Source organism: Candidatus Omnitrophota bacterium, from assembly GCA_018894435.1.
Classification (GTDB): Bacteria; Omnitrophota; Gorgyraeia; order JAHIPI01; family JAHIPI01; genus JAHIPI01.
In genome coordinates this window covers 1-18,271 of sequence record JAHIPI010000091.1, presented here as the reverse complement: position 1 = coordinate 18,271, position 18,271 = coordinate 1, and the positions used below count along the sequence as shown (strand labels likewise).

Genomic DNA, 18,271 nt, shown 5'->3' with positions numbered 1-18,271 from the left:
GATGCGAAAAAATAAAGCGCAAAAACTCCCCAAAGAAAAGAGAAGCGAAATAGAGGCGATACTCTTTCTCACCGCGGGAATATTTATCCTCCTCAGCCTTTTGACATTCAATCCAAGCGATATCTCGCTTTTTACTTCTCATCCCAATGCCCCCGTCAGGAATCTGTGCGGTTTTCTGGGGGCATGGACGAGCGGAATCCTTTTTTTCCTCATGGGAATATCCGCCTATGCGGTTACGGCGCTTTTTTTTATATGGGGCATCAATAGGCTTGTAGGCGCCCAAGAGCAGAAGCCGCACGGCCGCGTGGCAGGTACAATAATACTCATATTGACCACGAGTTCTCTCGCAAGTATCGTTATGAGGGGGGCTTCAATAGAAGAATTCAGGACAGGCGGTACCGTCGGATTCTTTCTATCTAAACTGCTCCTTAGGTATTTCGGCCCCATAGGTTCATACGTTATACTCTTTTCGCTTTTTGTGCTTTCGCTGGTACTTGCCACAGAATTTATGATATTTCCTATTTTCCTTAAGATCCACAGCATCGCGGCAGATTTCTTAAAGAGGCTTAAATCGCGCGTTGCCGGTATATCTGCGGCAAGATTAAAGGATAGGATAAGAGAAGCGGTAATAAGGGTTACACCTGTGAAAAGGGCGGCTATAAAGGAGCCGGAAAAACCACCCAAGCAGCCGGTATGGAAAGAAACAGCCATGCCAAAGGCGAGAGAAGTAGAATACGCGATCCACAAGACGGAAAAAGAATCGAAAATAAAGCCTTCCGTTAAGCCCGCGGCCATAAAAGTCACGCAGCCAAAGTCCGCCCGCGAGTACAAGCTGCCGTCAATTGACCTTTTGGATTCGCCGCCTCCGATAGAAGCGAGAAAAATTAAAGAAGACCTGCAGATAAATTCCGAGATACTGGAAGATACTTTAGCGGATTTTGATATTGAAGCAAAAGTCGTCAGGGTGGAGCAGGGGCCTGTTATAACCAGGTACGAGCTTGAACCGGCTCCGGGCGTGAAGATAGCAAGGATTACCGCATTAAGCGATAATATAGCGCTTGCCATGAAAGCGCAGAGCGTAAGGATTGTGGCGCCTATTCCGGGCAAAGGTACCGTGGGATTCGAGGTGCCGAATTCCACCTCAAGTATAGTTTATTTCAGGGAGATACTCGACTCCGACGAATTCAGAAAGTCGACGTCTAAATTATCGCTCTCACTCGGCAAAGACATAGCAGGTAAGCCCGTGATCGCAGATTTGACGGATATGCCGCATCTATTGATAGCCGGCACCACAGGCTCCGGTAAGACCGTATGCGTGAACTGCCTTATAATGAGCCTTCTTTACAGTATGCCGCCGGAAGAAGTAAAGTTTGTTATGGTGGACCCAAAGATGGTGGAACTCGCGGTCTTTAACGGCATCCCGCATTTATTGTGCCCTGTCGTGACAGACGCCAAAAAGGCGGCCGCATCACTCGGCTGGGTTGTCAACGAGATGGAGAGGCGATATAAACTTCTTGCCAAAATAGGAGCAAGGAATATAGCTCTATTTAACGAAAAGGTAGAAAACGGCAAAGATAAATATCTTGATGAGGGAGGCGGGCCTTTAGAAAGGCTGCCGTTTATAATCGTGATAATAGATGAATTGGCCGATCTTATGGTCGTCTCCAAGGACGTTATAGAAAATGCCATCACACGCCTTGCGCAGCTTTCGCGCGCGGTAGGCATACACCTCATACTCGCTACGCAGAGGCCGTCAGTTGATGTCATAACAGGCGTCATAAAGGCAAATTTCCCGGCGAGGATATCGTTTAAAGTCGCCTCAAAGGTGGACTCGAGGACAGTCCTTGACATGAACGGCGCGGATAAACTTTTAGGCAGGGGAGACATGCTTTTTATAGAGCCGGGCGCGGCAAGGCCGGTGAGGGCGCAGGGCTCTCTTATAAGCGACAGCGAAATAGAGCGCATAGTCAGTTTTATAAAATCGCAGAGAGAGACGATCTATGACGAAAGCGTCCTTTTGGTGCAGGAGAAAAGAGCGGCGGGAAAGGTGTTTGAGAAAGACGAACTCTTCGACGAAGCCGTAAAGACGATACTTGGGACAAAGCAGGCATCGGTTTCAATACTACAGAGGAAACTTGGGCTAGGTTACACAAGGGCCGCGCGGCTTATAGACGCCATGGAAGACGAAGGTATCGTCGGGCCTTATCGAGGCTCTAAACCGCGGGAAATATTGGTGAATGGCGTGAGTTCCGCGGATGCGGACAAAACTGAATAGTAGTAGGGGAGGTTTAAACCTCCCCTACTTGCTGTAGGAGCTTATATGGTGAAACTTAAGAAACCGGGAGACGGCAATATGAGTTCGCAGCTCGTGATGGGGACGATCGGCGAGAGGCTGAAATCCGCGCGCGAAAATAAGAGGCTTTCACTTGATGATGTCTACAGGATAATCAAAATACACCCTAAAACCCTTGAGGCGCTCGAAAAAGGCCAGCTTGAAGATAAATTGGGCGGGACCTATGTGAGGGCCTTTCTAAAAAATTATGCTACTTTCCTGGGGCTGGATGCCGTTGCTATTTTGGAGGAGGATAGTTTAAAAAAACATGCTGTCGCACCCGGCAGCAATCCACAGCAGTCCATGGACGGCCAGAAGAAACCGGCTTCCAAAAAGAACGACGCCGAATTACTCCGTGCAGTAATGATGATAGCGGCAATTATTGTCTCATTTTTTATTTTAATATTCGGTACGATAAAGATAAGCCAATTTGCCAAAAATACTTTTTCAAAGATAAAAAAAGAACCCCCCAAACCGGTTGCGCTAAAGGCACAAACAGCGTCGGAGAAGATAATGCCCATACCAAAACAGAAAGCATTAACGCTTACCCTAAATGCCTCCAATGACGTTTGGCTCAAAGTCACAGTGGACGGTAAGGTCGCGTTTCATAATATCCTTTCCAAGAAATCAAAAGAGACGTGGAGGGCGGAAAAAGAGATAAAATTGGACGAAATAGGAAAGCCCGAAGCATTGAAGATGAACGTAAACGGAAAAGATATCGATTTTTCCAAGAGCCCCACGCGCAACATCCGCATTACTCACGAAGGCGTAGACCTTGAACCAAAATGAAGCCTCAGTGCCCCTCTATACATAAGACAAAGGTCGGAATAATAAGCCTTGGCTGCCCGCGTAACCTCGTAGATTCGGAAATATTGCTCGGCATACTGGAGGATAATGGTTTCCAGATTTCGGAGCTCGTCGAAGCTGACATCGGTATAATAAATACATGCGCCTTCATAGATGAAGCTAAGCGGGAATCCATAGACATGATCCTTGAGGTGATAGACCTCAAGAAGAAAGGCCGTTTATCAAAGGTCATCGTTGCCGGCTGCCTTGCCGAGCGATACGGCAACGCCCTCATGAAGGATATGCCGGAAGTCGACGGCTTTATCGGATGCGGAGATATTGAAAAAATCGGCGCGCTTATCGGCAAGTTGAATAATAAAGAAGCCGTATCGGAAATATCCAAAACCCATTCTTTCATTTACAGTCACACACATCCGCGAGTCAAAATAACGCCGCCTCATTATATGTATGTTAAGATATCGGAGGGCTGTCGGAATAGATGCAGTTTTTGCGTTATCCCCGATATAAAAGGCGATTACCGTAGCAGGCCCTTGGAATCGGTCCTTCGCGAGGTAGAAGATGCCTCTCGGCGCGCGCATATATCGGAAATAAACCTGGTAGGGCAGGATACGACGCTCTTCGGCACCGATCTTACACCTACGCGGTGTGCAGACACACCGCGTAGGTGTACAATTAACAAACTTCTTAAGCAGCTCTGCGCATTCAATAAGTACAAACGCTGGATAAGGCTTTTATACACCTACCCGTCCCACATAGACGACAGCCTGATATCCCTTTTTGCCGACGAGAAATCGCTTTGCAAGTATATAGACCTGCCAGTGCAGCATATAAACGACAGGATCCTTAAAGCGATGAACCGGCACATGTCAAAACGAGATATATGCGGCATCATAGAAAAAATAAGAAAGGCTATTCCGGGCGTTACGCTGCGCAGTTCTATTATTGTGGGTTTTCCGGGCGAGACCGAAAAGGAATTCAAGGAGCTGGTCGATTTTATAAAAGATGTGAAATTTGAGCGCCTGGGTGTTTTTACATATTCAAGAGAAGAAGGGACGCCGGCTTACAGCTACAAGGATCAGATAAGCGAAAAAATAAAGTTAGAGCGTTTCAATACCCTTATGTCGCTCCAAAGGGATATAGCGGAGGACATAAACAGGTCTTTTTTAGGCAAGACCATAGATGTCCTTATTGATGAAAAAGACGAGGATGCCGAGGACTCGTATATCGGCAGGACCGAAGGCGACGCCCCGGAAGTAGACGGCGAAGTATTCGTGAAGGGCCGCGGACTAAAGCCCGGCGACTTCGCAAAAGTAAAGATTACCGGCACGCTAGAATATGATTTGATGGGAGAAGCGCTAGAATAACATGGAAAAAGAATATATATTTGTAAAAGGCGCGAGGGAGCATAACCTCAAGAACATCGACGTCAGGATACCGCGCAACAAGCTCGTTGTCGTAACAGGCTTGAGCGGTTCCGGAAAGTCGTCGCTTGCCTTTGACACCATTTACGCCGAAGGCCAGCGCCGCTACGTTGAAAGCCTCTCAAGCTACGCCCGCCAATTCCTGGAACAACTGCAAAAGCCGAATGTCGAATATATAGAAGGCCTCTCGCCCGCCATAAGCATAGAGCAACGGAGCGCCGGATCAAACCCGCGCTCTACCGTCGGAACAGCCACCGAGATATACGATTATCTCCGCCTCCTTTTCGCGCGCGTTGGAAAAACGCATTGCTATAAATGCGGAAAAGAGATAACGAGGCAGGATGCCGCGCGGATAGTGGAAAGCATAATGAATTCAAAGAGCGGCAAAAACATAGTGATCCTCGCCCCGAGAATAAAAGGCAAAAAAGGCGAGCATAAGGATATATTTGACGAAATACGAAAAGAAGGCTTTGTCCGCGCCCGCGTTGACGGAAAGATCAGAGAGCTCGACGAAGATATACGCCTTGCAAAGAACGAAAAACATTCGGTCGAAGCAGTAGTTGACAGATTGGCAGTCAAAAAGGACGCTTCGAGGCGGCTGACAGATTCCGTAGAGACGGCGCTTAAAATCGGAAGAGGGTCTTTGATCGTATATGAAAACTCGCCCAAAGACGATGTGCTTTTCAGCGAGCTGTATGCCTGTGCCGACTGCGGCATAAGCTACGAAGAACTGGCGCCGCGCATGTTCTCTTTTAATTCGCCGTATGGCGCATGTGCCTCTTGCGGCGGCCTGGGTAATAAAATGGAAATAGACCCGGACCTTATCGCCCCCGACAAATCCAGGCCGCTTTTGGAAGCGGTACTGCCGTGGAAAAAGGGCGGAAGGGGGCTTATACTTTATTACCGGAGGCTTCTCCGCTCCGTCGCCGGCGATTACAACTTTGACGCGCATACGCCTTTTAAAGATTTAAAAAAAGAAACAAAAGACGTAATACTGTACGGCGATCAGGATAGGGGCGGATACTTTGAAGGGGTGATACCGAATCTTGAACGGCGTTTTGTAGAGACGAAAAGCGAATATATAAAGACAGAGATAAATAAGTTTATGAGCGAGCAGCCATGCCCGAAATGCAATGGCGCCCGGCTTAAGAAAGAAAGCCTCTCGGTCACAATAGGAAATAAAAATATTATGGACATTACCAAGATGTCCATTACCGAAGCGGCGCGATTCTTCGGTAATTTAAAATTGAGCAAAGAAGATATGTTTATAAGCAGGGAGGCGGTCAAGGAGGTAAAGATGCGCCTCCGGTTCATGTCGGATGTCGGGCTTGATTATCTTACGCTTGACCGTGTAAGCTCGACACTCTCCGGCGGAGAAGCGCAGAGGATACGCCTCGCGACGCAGATAGGAGCGGGGCTTGTAGGAGTCCTTTACATACTTGATGAGCCGAGCATAGGGCTGCATCAGAGGGACAATTCAAAATTGCTGGATACTCTCACGGCCCTTCGCGATCTCGGCAATACTCTTATTATCGTAGAGCATGACGAGGCTACAATAAGAAAGGCCGATTATATCGTAGACCTTGGCCCGGGCGCCGGAGAGGCGGGCGGGGAAATAGTGGCCGCCGGCGCGCTAAAAGAAATACTCAAAAACAAAAAATCACTTACCGCGCAGTACTTAAACGGCGAACTTCAGATAGAAATACCGAAAATGCGAAGGCGTCAAAAACCCAAGAAGGCTATAACTATAATCGGCGCCTGTGAGCATAACCTTAAGAATATAGATGTAAAGATCCCACTCGGACTTTTTGTCGCGATTACCGGGGTATCCGGTTCCGGTAAAAGTACGCTTATAGACGAGATATTATACCGCGCGCTTGCAAAAAAGATATACAGGGCAAAATTAAAACCCGGCAAGCACAGAGCGATCCTTGGTGTCGAAAATATAGACAAGGTAATCGTCATAGATCAGTCGCCCATAGGGCGGACGCCGCGCTCAAACCCCGCCACATATACAGGCGCTTACAGCCCCATACGCGATCTCTTCAGCCGGCTTCCTGAGTCGAAGATTAGAGGGTATAGGCCGGGCAGGTTCAGTTTTAACGTAAAGGGGGGAAGGTGCGAGGCCTGCGCGGGCGACGGTATAAAAAAGATCGAGATGCATTTTCTGCCGGACGTTTATGTGACGTGCGAGGCCTGTAAGGGCAAGCGCTTTAACGAGCAGACACTGGAAGTAAAATATAAGGGCTATTCAATTTCGGATGTCCTTGAGATGAGCGTGGAACAGGCGCTGGATGTGCTCAAGAACATACCGGCTGTGAAGGCTAAACTTGAGACGCTTCACAATGTAGGCCTTGGTTATATACGCCTGGGCCAATCGGCAACGACACTATCCGGCGGAGAGGCGCAAAGGATAAAACTTTCCTCTGAGCTTTCGCGCAGGGCGACAGGAAAGACGCTTTATATATTGGACGAGCCGACAACCGGCCTTCATTTCGCCGATATAGACCGGCTTTTGAAAGTCCTTCAGGCGCTAGCGGATGCCGGAAATACTGTCGTCGTGATAGAGCACAACCTGGATGTGGTAAAGAGTTCCGATTATATCATAGACCTCGGGCCCGAAGGCGGAGACGAGGGAGGCAGGGTCGTTGCCTCGGGTACGCCTGAAGAAGTCGCGAATAACAGCCGCTCATATACAGGCCAATACCTCAAAAAGCTGTTAGTTTAGTCTCAGCGCAACAGATATCCTTTCCTTAATATGCATATCGCAAAAATAGCTTGAATTGGTAATATAACCCTGCTATAATACCCAACTACCAACCAATTACGGCATGAGAATACAATGGGAACACATAGGGCATATTATACTATAATTATACTACTTATGTGCTCATGCGCATTTTTATCACCCCTCGGTCAAGGTATAGCTTTTTCCAGCGAAGAGAAGGACTTTCTTTTCGCGAGGCAGGCATTTGAAGATGAGTTTTACGATATCGCAAAAGATAGACTGATCATTTTTATTGGCAATTATCCCGCCTCAAAAGAGGTTGTACCTGCCCATCTTTATCTCGGAAGATCGTATTTTAAGCTTAATAAGCTGGAGAGAGCCAGATACGAATTTGAATATATACTCGAAAAGCCGGACAGCGCTGCTTTTTCGGACGAAGCCGTATATTGGCTTGCCGAGACGCATTTCGCTATTGGCGACTACGCAAGAGCGCTTGAATATTATCAAAAACTTATCGATATATATCCCGCCTCTTCATATATAGTATACGCTTACTATTCAAAGGGGTGGTGCTATCATAAAATGGGGGAGAACGAGCACGCCATAAGCGCTTTTAAGGAGATGGCGTCAAAATTCCCGCATAATACGCTTAGTCCGAAGGCCCGCTATATGATCTGCGATATATTCTTCCAGAATAATCAGACAGAAGAGGCCGAGAATGAGATAGGCCTCTTTATCGGCCATTTTCCGCTTTCTTCGGAAATAGGTAAGGTCCATTACATGAGAGGCGAAATCTATTATAAAAAAGGGGATTTCGCGAGCGCGGTATCTGATTTTAAAAAGGCAATCGATTGTGCCGGCGCTGCCGATTGGCTGCAATATGCGGAATGTAAATTGGCCCTCGCTTATCTAAAGAACGGCAATGCCGGCGAAGCAATAGTTTATTTTAATAAATGCCTGAACGATTCTAAAGATGACGACTTGCGCGCTACCGCACTTTTCGGCAGGGCAAGGGCATTCGATACCCTGAATAGGAATGAGGAGGCGCTTCTTGATTATAACATGCTGATCGATGAATACTCGTCATCCGAATGGCATGATGACGCCCGGCTCTGGAAGGCCGAGATGTTTGTCAAGCTGGGAAAGCCCGAAGAAGCCGAGAGGCTATATAAGGAAGCAATAGAAGCCGTGACGGATGCCTCTCTCAGCGATGAAATCCGCTATAATCTAGGTTTGATCTATATGAAGGATAATAGGCATGACGTGGCAGTCGAGATATTTAAGGAATTGTCCAGAAGATCCGGCAATCCCGCATTAAGAGTAAATTCACTTTTGAGGCTGGGGGATATCTATTCAGCTCAGAAAAAATACAGCGAAGCGAGCGGCGCTTACGATACGATTTTAGAAAAATATCCGGATAATCCGTATGCCTCCTACGCCCAATATAAAATAGGCGACATCTTTTATGCAGAGGCAAAATATGATTCCGCGATACTTTCCTTCCAGTCGCTCTTTATAAATTACCCGCACAGCGAAATCCGCGAAAGGGCGAAGTTCCAACTCGCGATGGCATTTTTCGCAAAAGGCGACTATTCCGCCTCAGCCAAAAATTTCGTAGATTTTACCAATGAATTTCCGGAAAGCGACAAGAAGGAATGGGCCCTTTTTTATATAGGAAGCTCGTTGTATAATTCTGCCCGTTATAAAGATGGGCTTAGCTATTTTCGACAGCTTCTTAAACAGGCGAAAGACCCGGAACTTGTAAAGATAGCGATGTATCAGATAGGATGGTGTTATTATCAGGAGGGGAACGTAAAAGAGGCGACATCCGAATTCACACGCTTTCTTAAGATCTACCCCGATACGGAACTCAGCGCCCAGATACTTTTCTGGTTTGCCGAGCGTTTCTATAATTCCGGCGATTACCCCAAGGCCTACGCGTATTTCAGTAAAGTATATACAGACTTTCCATATAGCAAGATAGCCGATGACGCCGCTTACTGGAAGGCAAGCGCACTTTATAAAAGAGGCGACAGGGTATCGGCGCTTCAGGAACTTGCCGTCATACCGGCAAAATATCCCGAAAGCGACCTTGCCCCAAAATCGATTCTCAAAATGGGCGAGATATTGGTAGAGGCGGGAGACATAAACGGCGGCCTTCGTAAATTTGAACAGCTCGCCTATAGTTACCCAAAAAGTGCCTTTGCGAGGGTCGCGCACAAAGAGGCTGGTGGGGCGCTTAAAAGTGTGCGTTCCTACAAGATGGCCATAGCCCATTACAGAAAAGCGCTTACCGAAGAAGACAGCGAAATGAATGCCGAAATCCATTACCGTATAGCGGAGTGTCTTGACGGGGACGGTGAATCCAAAGAGGCAATAGAAGAATACCTGAAGGTTTCGTATCTTTATCCGTCCGCTAAATTCTGGGGGATAAAGTCAGAGTTCCGCTGCGCGCAGATATTTGAAAAAAATAACGAAATAGAAAAAGCGAGGAGAATGTACGAGCGCCTTGCCAAGGAACCTACCGAGGAGGGGGTATATGCCAAGGAGAGACTTTCGTGGTTTGGGGGCAAAACGCAATAATTCGTATATAAACGAAAAGGGGGATAAATAAATGTGGGACATGATCCAAAAAGGCGGCCCGGTGATGTGGCCTATAATCCTTTGCTCCATATTCGCGTTCGCGATACTTTTGGAGAGGGCATGGCATCTCTACAGGGCAAAAATAGATACCGTAGATTTTATGAACAAAATCGCGAACACTTTAAAACGCAATAAGATTATGGAAGCGATAGAGATGTGCAATAATACTCCGGGCCCTATCGCCCAGATAATGAAAGCGGGCATTTTGAAGCACGACAGGCCTCGCAACGAAATAAGAGAGGCGATAGAAGATGCCGGTATTCATGAGGTGCCGAGGCTCGAAAAGAATCTGAGCGCGCTTGCTACCATAGCGCATATCTCGCCGCTTTTGGGGCTTTTGGGTACGGTTACCGGCATGGTCAAGTGTTTCCAGCTAATACAGGAGAAGTCCACGTCGCTAAATCCCATAAACCCAGGAGATTTAGCCGGCGGAATATGGGAAGCGCTTATTACTACCGTGGCCGGACTCATAGTGGCTATCCCGACATATGTTGCGTATAACTATCTGGTAAGCCGGGTGGACAATTTTGTGCTTGAAATGGAAAAGGCCGCAACCGAACTTATGAATATACTTACGACAAGGGGTGACAGGTATGAGGTTTAAACGCAGGACAGAGATCGTAAAGGGCCAGATAGATATCGCGCCGCTTATCGACGTAGTCTTCCAGCTCCTTATCTTCTTTATGCTGACGTCCAGTTTTATAGTGCAGCCGGGCATAAAGGTAAACCTGCCAAAGGCCGTTACGAGCGAGGTGCTTCATGAAAAGAGCCTCATAATACTCATAACCGGCTCCGATATGGTCTACCTTAACGAGCGCGCCATCACGACTAAAGAACTCGACTCAAGGCTCAGGATTGCCGCAAAAGAAAAGAAACCACTTTTAATCAAAGCCGACAGGCGCGCTTCTATGGGGAAGATAGTGGAGATATGGGACATGTGCCGGGATGCGGGTATTACGCAGATAAACATCGCAACCTCGCAGGAGATCAAATAGCGCGTGAATAGATTGACTTTTGTGAATAGGGCTTTCGGCATAGCGCTTGCTATATCAGTTTTGTGGCACATCGTAGCTATAAGCGCCGTGAATATAGTAGCGTTACCCGGCGGGTACAAGATGAGAGAGCTCACCGCCATTTCGTTTTTGGGGCCTATATTAGAAAAGACAGCGCTTGATATAATGATGGCCAATAAACCGGTTGCGGTGAGGACAGATTATGAGGTTAATAATAAGATAGCGCCCGAGATCCGTACATGGATGAAAGAAGTCCCTGTTCAAGATAAAGCCGCGATGGATATGGCGAAAAAAAGTGAGGAGAAGATAGGCGAATCACTCGGCATATCTTTTCGCGAAACTAAAGAGGTGCCGGCATTCACGAGGCACCCCAAGAAGTCAAAGCGTGCGGCTCGGCAAAAAGAAGGTGAGATCTCGGGGGACGTAGCGTCAAGAGAGGTCTTTTATAAGCCTGAGAAACCGCGTGTGCCCGAGCCTATTTCAGGCGCCGCGCCTTTTAATATGGAATTGAAATTTTCCGTATCACCTCAGGGGGATGTCCAGGAAATAATACCGCTCGTCTCTTCGGGTAATGCCGACGCGGACCTTCTGGGAATAAGGTACCTGAAAAACTGGAAATTCACGCCGTTAGGAACGAGTACCCAAAATGAGCAATGGGGCGTGGCCAGGATAGTTTTGTCGAGGGAATAGCGCGTTATGATAAAGCTGGATATATCACAAGCGGTGTTTCTGTACCTTCTCTTTTCCGTAATAGGCGTTTTCCTTTTATGGATATTTTTTGAGGAGAAGACAAAGCTTCCAAGTTTCGGCGAGGAAAAATTTTATGTATGGCAGTGCAGCATATGCACTCATACATATGTAGATAGTATAAACAGCAATATATCCAAATGTCCGTTGTGCCAAAGTCTCAACGAACGCAAAAAAGAGGGAGGGCAAGATGACGGATCCAAACGTAATAAAGGACGAGCTCATACCGATAGCTTCCCCGCTAAAGGTGCTGCAGTCGGTGACAGTAAATAAAAAATTCGGCTGGTGGTCGGCTGTTGTATTAGTGGAGTCGTGGGGGAGAAAGCAATTGTGTTTTTATCTCTGGCAGAAGAAACCGGACGGCGGCTGGCGCAGGAAGCAGAAATTCGCCGTTCACAGCCAAGAGCACTGGGGGCTGATGACGAATGCCGTTGATAAGATGATAGGCGAGCTGAATTAAGATACGGTAATATATTTTACAAAGCCTATGGGTAAAAACAAAGTCGTCTATTCAGACGAATACGAAGTGGACATAGGGGCACATGTGTTCCCTACGGAGAAATACCGGTTGATACGCGCTCGCCTTGTGGAAGAGAAGGTCCTCGGCGAGGGTGATTTTGAATTTGCCCTGCCGGCATCCGATGACGACATACTTCTCGTTCATTCTAAAGAATATGTAAGCAAGCTTAAAAACGGCACTCTTAGCGCCGAAGACATATTTACACTTGAGCTGCCGTATTCAGAGGAGATCGTACGTTCTTCCTATGTATGCGTCGGCGGCACGATATTAAGCTCGAAAATAGCGCTTGCCGGCGGTGTGGGCATACATATAGGCGGAGGATTTCATCACGCGTTTCGGGACCACGGCGAAGGATTTTGCGTCTTAAATGATGTAGCGGTAGCAATAAAGAAGATGGTCTCGGAGAAAAAAATCCGAAAGGCGATGGTCATCGACTGCGACCTGCATCAGGGTAACGGTACGGCAGATATATTCTGGGACGACAAAGATGTCTTTACCTTTTCTATACATCAGGAACATAATTACCCGTTTCATAAGCCGAAAAGCGATATGGATATAGGATTGGAGGACTACGCTTCTGATGGGATTTACCTTGGCAGGCTGCGCGAACACATACCGAAGATAATAAGCGATTTTAAGCCCGGACTTATACTTTATGTAGCCGGGGCCGATCCTTACGAAGGAGACCAGATAGGCAATCTTTCATTGACGGTGGGCGGCTTAAAGAAGAGAGACGAATTTATTTTTGAGACCGCGGAAAATTTCGGCGTGCCCGTATCGGTAGTGCTCGCCGGAGGCTACGCCGAGAATATAGAAGATATCGTAACGATACATTGCAATACCGTAAAAACAGGGTTAAAATATACAAAATGAAAAAATCCGGATGCATCGCAATCTTTACCGCCTGCCCTACAGAAAAAGAGGCTGAGCGCATAGCGGGCGAATTGATAAAGAAAAAACTTATCGCGTGCGCAAATATGATACGGGGCGCGAGGTCTATATTCCGCTGGAAGGGGCATATTGAAAGGACGGGCGAAACGCTCCTCATAATGAAAAGCTTAAAAAAGAATTTCAGCCGGATTGATAGAGCGATAAGAGATCTGCATAGTTACGAAGTGCCGGAAATAGTATCTTTTTCTATTGACGAAGTGAGTAGCGATTATTTAAAATGGATCAAGGAGTCGGTGAGGTAAAATTCGGAGGGTTATATGAAAAAAATATGTTTTTTGGCCTCGATCATTTTGGCGGCAATAGTGATTATGGCGCCTATTTTTGCAAACGCAATGCGCTCAAGCACTCAGACTCCGGATGTGAAGTATATTTCGCCGCGAAACGACCACGAAGTAAACCTTACGGGGAAAGACAGCCTGACATTTGAGTGGCATTCGCTTCCGAAACCCGGCGGCGGCCGCGAGGCGTACCGTTTTGAATTATTTAAAGGATCGGAAGATAATTACAACAGAATATATAGCGTAGAATTGAAGCGGGACGTCCGCACTATAGATATTCCGGCCGACATGTTTGAAGACGGGGCGATGTATAGCTGGCTCGTTAAACAGCGCGACGCAAGGACATCCGCCTGGTCAAGGGCCGGAGACAGATGGCGTTTTACGGTTATTAAGAAATAATTTCAGGGGCCGTAGTAAAGCGGGATTACGCAGCGTTCGCAACGCTGAGTCACGGGTTCGATTCCCGTCGGCTCCACCAAACTTTGCGAAGCAAAGTTTGGTTCCGCGACCGAAGGGAGTCCCGTTAGGGACAGCGCCGTTAAGTCCGCCGAAGGCGGATAGGCGCGGAGGGGCCACCACACCTCTTCCGAAATGAAAAGATGAAAAAAATAATCTTAATCATATTATTTATAGCCGTATCATTTACCGCCCACACGGCGGAGGTAAAAGATGCTGACCTCGCCGGCTCATGGTATCCGGCATCTTCAAGCGTCCTCTCATCCACCCTAGACAGTTACTTAAAAGAGGCGAAGGTAAGTCCGGTCAAAGGCGATGTCGTCGCTATTATCGCTCCGCACGCAGGGCTTGTATATTCGGGACCAGTTGCCGCATATGCGTATAAGGCGATTCAGGGCCGCGATTATAAAACAGTGGTACTTCTGGGATTTTGCCACAGGGCGCCTTTTAGAGGCATATCTATTTACAAAGACGGCTATTTCAATACGCCTTTAGGGGCAATAGAGGTAGATTCCGATTTTGCGTCAAAACTTATGGCGCGTGTCAAAGAGGCATCATTTTATCCTCAGGCTTTTACAGACGAGAATTCCGTTGAGATGCAGCTATTGTTTATAAAGAAGGTATTGCCCGGAGCAAGGATCGTTCCCATAGCCTTCGGAGGAGGTTCCTTCGCAAATTGCGAAACACTCGCAAGCGCTTTGGCGGATATGACGAGCGGCCGGGACGATATTCTGATTGTAGCTTCAACCGACATGAGCCACTACCATACTGAGCGGGATGCGCGAAAAATAGACCTGGCGAGCGTGGAACTTCTGAGGAATTTTGCCGCAAAGGAGATTTATGATAATTCAGTTAAGCGCGAACAGATATTCTGTGGCTATATGCCTGTTGCTACAGTACTTCTTGCCGCAAGAAAAATAGGCGCCGGTAATATAGAGATACTCCAATACGCAAATTCGGGCAACATTACCGGCGACATGAAGAGCGTTGTTGGTTATGTCAGCGCCGTTATTTATAAAGATTCCGCCGTACCCGGCGATAGGCCTGGGGCTCGACCCAAGGGAGGAACAATGCTTAACGATTTACAGCGTAAAACGTTACTTAAGATCGCAAGGGATACCATAGAGTCTTATCTCAAAACAGGGAATGTGCTTCAGGCAAAAGAAAACGATCCTGTCCTCAATAAAGAGATGGGCGGCTTTGTTACTCTGCACAAGAAAGGCCAGCTAAGAGGTTGCATAGGGAATATAATAGGGAAAGGCCCGCTTTACCTTACAGTGCGCGATATGGCTATAGAGTCAGCTACCGGCGACCCGCGTTTTCCGAAAGTAACGTTGGGTGAGATGAAAGACATAGATATAGAGATTTCAGTCCTTTCGGAGCTCGAAAAGGTCAAGGACATAAACGAAATCCAAATGGGCGTTCATGGCGTTCTTGTGCGAAAGGGCTTTAATAGCGGAGTGTTCCTGCCGCAGGTAGCCACAGAAACCGGCTGGACTAAAGACGAGTTCATGACTAATCTCTGCTCGCATAAAGCAGGCCTCCTGCCGGATGCGTGGAAGTACGGCGACGTCGATATTTATATTTTTACCGCTGAAGTTTTCGGGGAGAAGGAATGAGTAGATTTTACGTGCCGCCGGAGGCAGTAAAAAATGGTAAGATATACGCCGGTAAAGAAGAGAGCCGGCACATCTCAAGCGTCATGCGCCTTAAGGAAGGCGATGAGGTGACAGTCTTTGACGGTTCCGGCGAGGAATATACCGGCAGAATAGAGTCCGTAAAAAATAAAGGCGTGATCATAAATATAGAAAGGACTGTCACCTCTCCCCGAGAGCCTTCCGTCCGCGTAACTCTCGCGCAAGTCTTGATAAAAAAAGATAAAATGGATTATATTGTCGAGAAGGCCACAGAGCTTGGGGCTCTTGAGATCATTCCCCTTGAAACGGGACGAGCGGTTGTCCTCCCCGACAAAGCCGCCGGCGGCCACAAGCTTGAGAGATGGCAAAGAATAGCGATTGAAGCCGCGAAGCAATGCGGCAGAAGAGATCTGCCAAAGATTAAAAAAATAAATACATTCGATGAGATGCTGGATATATTTCCGCAGTACGATATGGTTCTTATGCCATGTCTGTCCGAAGAGACTATTCCGTTAAACAAGGCGATAACCTCCGCAAAAGATCCTAAAAATATACTTCTTCTGATAGGCCCCGAAGGCGATTTTACCCCCGACGAGATCGCGCGCTCGCGCCAAAAAGGGGCTATTCTCGTTTCGCTGGGCAATCTTGTGCTAAAAAGCGATACCGCCGCAGTCGCAGCCCTCGCGATGCTGAGATACGCTTATTGGGGTCAGACCCCAACACTACCAGGGGTCTGACCCCAATGAAGACGTGCGCTTTTTATACATTGGGCTGCAAGGTCAATCAATACGAGACTCAATCGATCCGCGAGAATTTTATAAAAGCCGGCTACGAAGAAAAAGATTTTAGCCGGCCATGCGATGTCTACGTAATAAACACCTGCACAGTCACAGAAAAGACCGACAAAGAATCCCGCCGCCTCATAAGAAAGGCGCATCGGCAGAACCCCGAAGCAAAAATTGTCGTTACCGGCTGCTACGTGGAGCTTGACCGCGCCGAAATAAGCGCTATAGACGGGATTTCCTTCATGATAAAGAACAAAGACAAAGATAAAATAGCAGATATCGTAGATTCAAAAAAAACTGAGCCGCGCCTACGGCCGGCAGCAGAATATCCGGAGCCGGGCATCTCCGATTTTAAAGACAGATCAAAGGCGTTTCTTAAGATTCAGGACGGCTGCAATAATTTTTGTTCATATTGCAAGGTGCCGCTTGTAAGGGGTTATTCGAGGAGCCGGAGTGAGGAGGCGGTAATAGCCGAAGCAAAGCGCCTTTTAAAAAAGGGATTCAAAGAAATAGTGCTCACCGGTATCTGCCTTGGCGCGTGGGGCGAGGAATATACTCCGAAAAAATCTATAGAAAGCCTACTTAGGAAACTTACCGCCATAAAAGGCGATTTCAGAATACGCCTAAGTTCAATAGAACCTAAATATGTGAACAATGGCCTGCTCGGCGCAATAAAAAGATCGCCGAAGATATGCAAGCATCTTCATATACCGCTTCAAAGCGGCGACGATAATATCCTTAAGATGATGAACCGCCCGTACACATTTCGCGAATACGCAAAGATAGTTCAGAATGCCCGGCGCAAAATACCGGGCATAGCCGTAACTACCGATATATTGATAGGTTTTCCATCCGAAGGCAGCAAGAATTTCCAGAACACCTGTAAGCTTATAGCGAAGATCAGGCCCTCGCGCATCCATATCTTTCCTTACAGTAAAAGAGAAGGGACTGCTGCCTCAAAATTGCAGGGAGAACTCCCCAAAAATATTGTGGCCGGCAGGATGAAAATTATGAAAGCCCTGGCCGAACAGTATTCTTATGAATTTCGAAAAAAATTTAACGGCAAGACAGTAAAGGTGCTGGTTGAAGCCGAAAGGGACAAAAAAACCGGGCTTTTAAAGGGTTACGATGATCACTATATAAATGTCTTGATAGGCGGCACACTTGGCAAAAAGAACGAAAGATATATATCCAAAGTCATTCCGGTTAGGATACAAAAGGTAGATAAAGAGCTGACTCTTGCATCTCTCATATAATTTACCTCCATATCTTGACAGTAATATAATCCTGTGGTATACTTTCTTACCTTATATTACACACTAATACTAGCTGGTAAAAAGGGGGGTATAATTTTTGGAGTGGGTAAGTAGAGTAAATTGGGTAGACGTTTTATTCCTAATCATAATATTAAGAAGTATTTACGTCGGCTCGCAAAGAGGTTTTTTTGCTGAGCTTTTTAATATATTAGGGATGGGAATAGCTATAGTTTTAAGTATACATTTTTATTCCCGAATAGCCGCCTTCATAACAAAATACCTTTATATCCCTCTCAACATATCAAATATCATATCGTTTTTGGCCGTAGCATTTCTGGCCCATCTGTTATTTCAGTTTACAACCGGACTTATCAAAAAGGTTGTAAAGGTAGAAATATTTCCCAATTTTAATAAGTGGATCAATGCCTTCGGCGGCCCTATTATAGGATTTTGCAAGGGAATGATGGTATCTCTTTTTATATTCCTGGTGTTGCTTCTTATTCCCATTAGTTATGTCGTAAATTCAGCCAAGGATGGTTCGCTGTCGGGGCAGTTTTTCGCGCGTTCGGCCAGGACCCTGTACGAAAAGACAGTCGGCATAATTCCTTCCACTCGACCGGTGGATATTACTCCGCTTCTAGCAGGCGCAGAATCTCTGAAATTTAAGATGTTCCAGCCGAAAAAGAGCGACAAGCTC

General features: G+C 46.9%; 17 protein-coding genes and 1 tRNA gene. All 18 read left to right on the top strand.

Features of this window, described 5'->3' with window-relative positions; genetic code table 11:
- Position 1: 1 nt before the first annotated feature.
- Complete coding sequence (locus tag KKI13_07875) at positions 2-2,275, top strand: DNA translocase FtsK 4TM domain-containing protein (GenBank protein MBU4488959.1); 2,274 nt, start codon at positions 2-4, stop codon at positions 2,273-2,275.
- A 45-nt stretch (positions 2,276-2,320) separates the two neighbouring features.
- Positions 2,321-3,121: a DUF4115 domain-containing protein gene (locus KKI13_07870; protein MBU4488958.1), complete on the top strand. Its 801-nt coding sequence runs from the start codon at positions 2,321-2,323 to the stop codon at positions 3,119-3,121.
- A complete protein-coding gene (rimO, locus tag KKI13_07865; GenBank protein ID MBU4488957.1) occupies positions 3,118-4,503 on the top strand; it encodes a 30S ribosomal protein S12 methylthiotransferase RimO in 1,386 nt (461 codons plus the stop codon). The genes KKI13_07870 and rimO overlap by 4 nt, the downstream gene beginning before the upstream one ends.
- A gap of 1 nt (position 4,504) precedes the next feature.
- The gene (uvrA, locus tag KKI13_07860; protein ID MBU4488956.1) at positions 4,505-7,288 is read left to right on the top strand and encodes an excinuclease ABC subunit UvrA; all 2,784 of its coding nucleotides are present in this window, start codon (positions 4,505-4,507) and stop codon (positions 7,286-7,288) included.
- 114 nt (positions 7,289-7,402) lie between these two features.
- Positions 7,403-9,871 carry a tetratricopeptide repeat protein gene (locus KKI13_07855; GenBank protein ID MBU4488955.1) on the top strand — a complete coding sequence of 823 codons (2,469 nt, stop codon included), beginning with the start codon at positions 7,403-7,405 and terminating at the stop codon, positions 9,869-9,871.
- A 31-nt stretch (positions 9,872-9,902) separates the two neighbouring features.
- Positions 9,903-10,535 carry a MotA/TolQ/ExbB proton channel family protein gene (locus KKI13_07850; GenBank protein ID MBU4488954.1) on the top strand — a complete coding sequence of 211 codons (633 nt, stop codon included), beginning with the start codon at positions 9,903-9,905 and terminating at the stop codon, positions 10,533-10,535.
- On the top strand, positions 10,525-10,926 hold the full coding sequence (locus KKI13_07845) for a biopolymer transporter ExbD (GenBank protein ID MBU4488953.1): 402 nt from the start codon (positions 10,525-10,527) through the stop codon (positions 10,924-10,926). Before KKI13_07850 ends, KKI13_07845 begins: the two co-directional genes overlap by 11 nt.
- A gap of 3 nt (positions 10,927-10,929) precedes the next feature.
- The gene (locus KKI13_07840; GenBank protein MBU4488952.1) at positions 10,930-11,634 is read left to right on the top strand and encodes a hypothetical protein; all 705 of its coding nucleotides are present in this window, start codon (positions 10,930-10,932) and stop codon (positions 11,632-11,634) included.
- A 6-nt stretch (positions 11,635-11,640) separates the two neighbouring features.
- A complete protein-coding gene (locus tag KKI13_07835) occupies positions 11,641-11,964 on the top strand; it encodes a hypothetical protein (protein ID MBU4488951.1) in 324 nt (107 codons plus the stop codon).
- Positions 11,882-12,151 (top strand): hypothetical protein, encoded by a 270-nt coding sequence (locus tag KKI13_07830; GenBank protein MBU4488950.1) that lies wholly within the window; start codon positions 11,882-11,884, stop codon positions 12,149-12,151. Before KKI13_07835 ends, KKI13_07830 begins: the two co-directional genes overlap by 83 nt.
- A 27-nt stretch (positions 12,152-12,178) precedes the next feature.
- Positions 12,179-13,084 carry a histone deacetylase gene (locus KKI13_07825; GenBank protein MBU4488949.1) on the top strand — a complete coding sequence of 302 codons (906 nt, stop codon included), beginning with the start codon at positions 12,179-12,181 and terminating at the stop codon, positions 13,082-13,084.
- A complete protein-coding gene (locus KKI13_07820) occupies positions 13,081-13,404 on the top strand; it encodes a divalent-cation tolerance protein CutA (protein MBU4488948.1) in 324 nt (107 codons plus the stop codon). Before KKI13_07825 ends, KKI13_07820 begins: the two co-directional genes overlap by 4 nt.
- A gap of 15 nt (positions 13,405-13,419) precedes the next feature.
- Entirely contained in the window at positions 13,420-13,839 is a 420-nt protein-coding gene (locus KKI13_07815) for a hypothetical protein (protein ID MBU4488947.1), read from the top strand.
- 5 nt (positions 13,840-13,844) lie between these two features.
- A tRNA-Ala gene (locus KKI13_07810) sits at positions 13,845-13,918 on the top strand.
- 121 nt (positions 13,919-14,039) lie between these two features.
- Complete coding sequence (gene amrB / locus KKI13_07805) at positions 14,040-15,515, top strand: AmmeMemoRadiSam system protein B (GenBank protein ID MBU4488946.1); 1,476 nt, start codon at positions 14,040-14,042, stop codon at positions 15,513-15,515.
- Positions 15,512-16,270: a 16S rRNA (uracil(1498)-N(3))-methyltransferase gene (locus tag KKI13_07800; GenBank protein ID MBU4488945.1), complete on the top strand. Its 759-nt coding sequence runs from the start codon at positions 15,512-15,514 to the stop codon at positions 16,268-16,270. The genes amrB and KKI13_07800 overlap by 4 nt, the downstream gene beginning before the upstream one ends.
- A gap of 5 nt (positions 16,271-16,275) precedes the next feature.
- Positions 16,276-17,574, top strand: coding sequence for a tRNA (N(6)-L-threonylcarbamoyladenosine(37)-C(2))-methylthiotransferase MtaB (gene mtaB / locus KKI13_07795; protein ID MBU4488944.1), 1,299 nt, complete (start codon positions 16,276-16,278; stop codon positions 17,572-17,574).
- 97 nt (positions 17,575-17,671) lie between these two features.
- A partial coding sequence (locus KKI13_07790) for a CvpA family protein (GenBank protein ID MBU4488943.1) occupies positions 17,672-18,271 on the top strand: 600 nt, incomplete at its 3' end.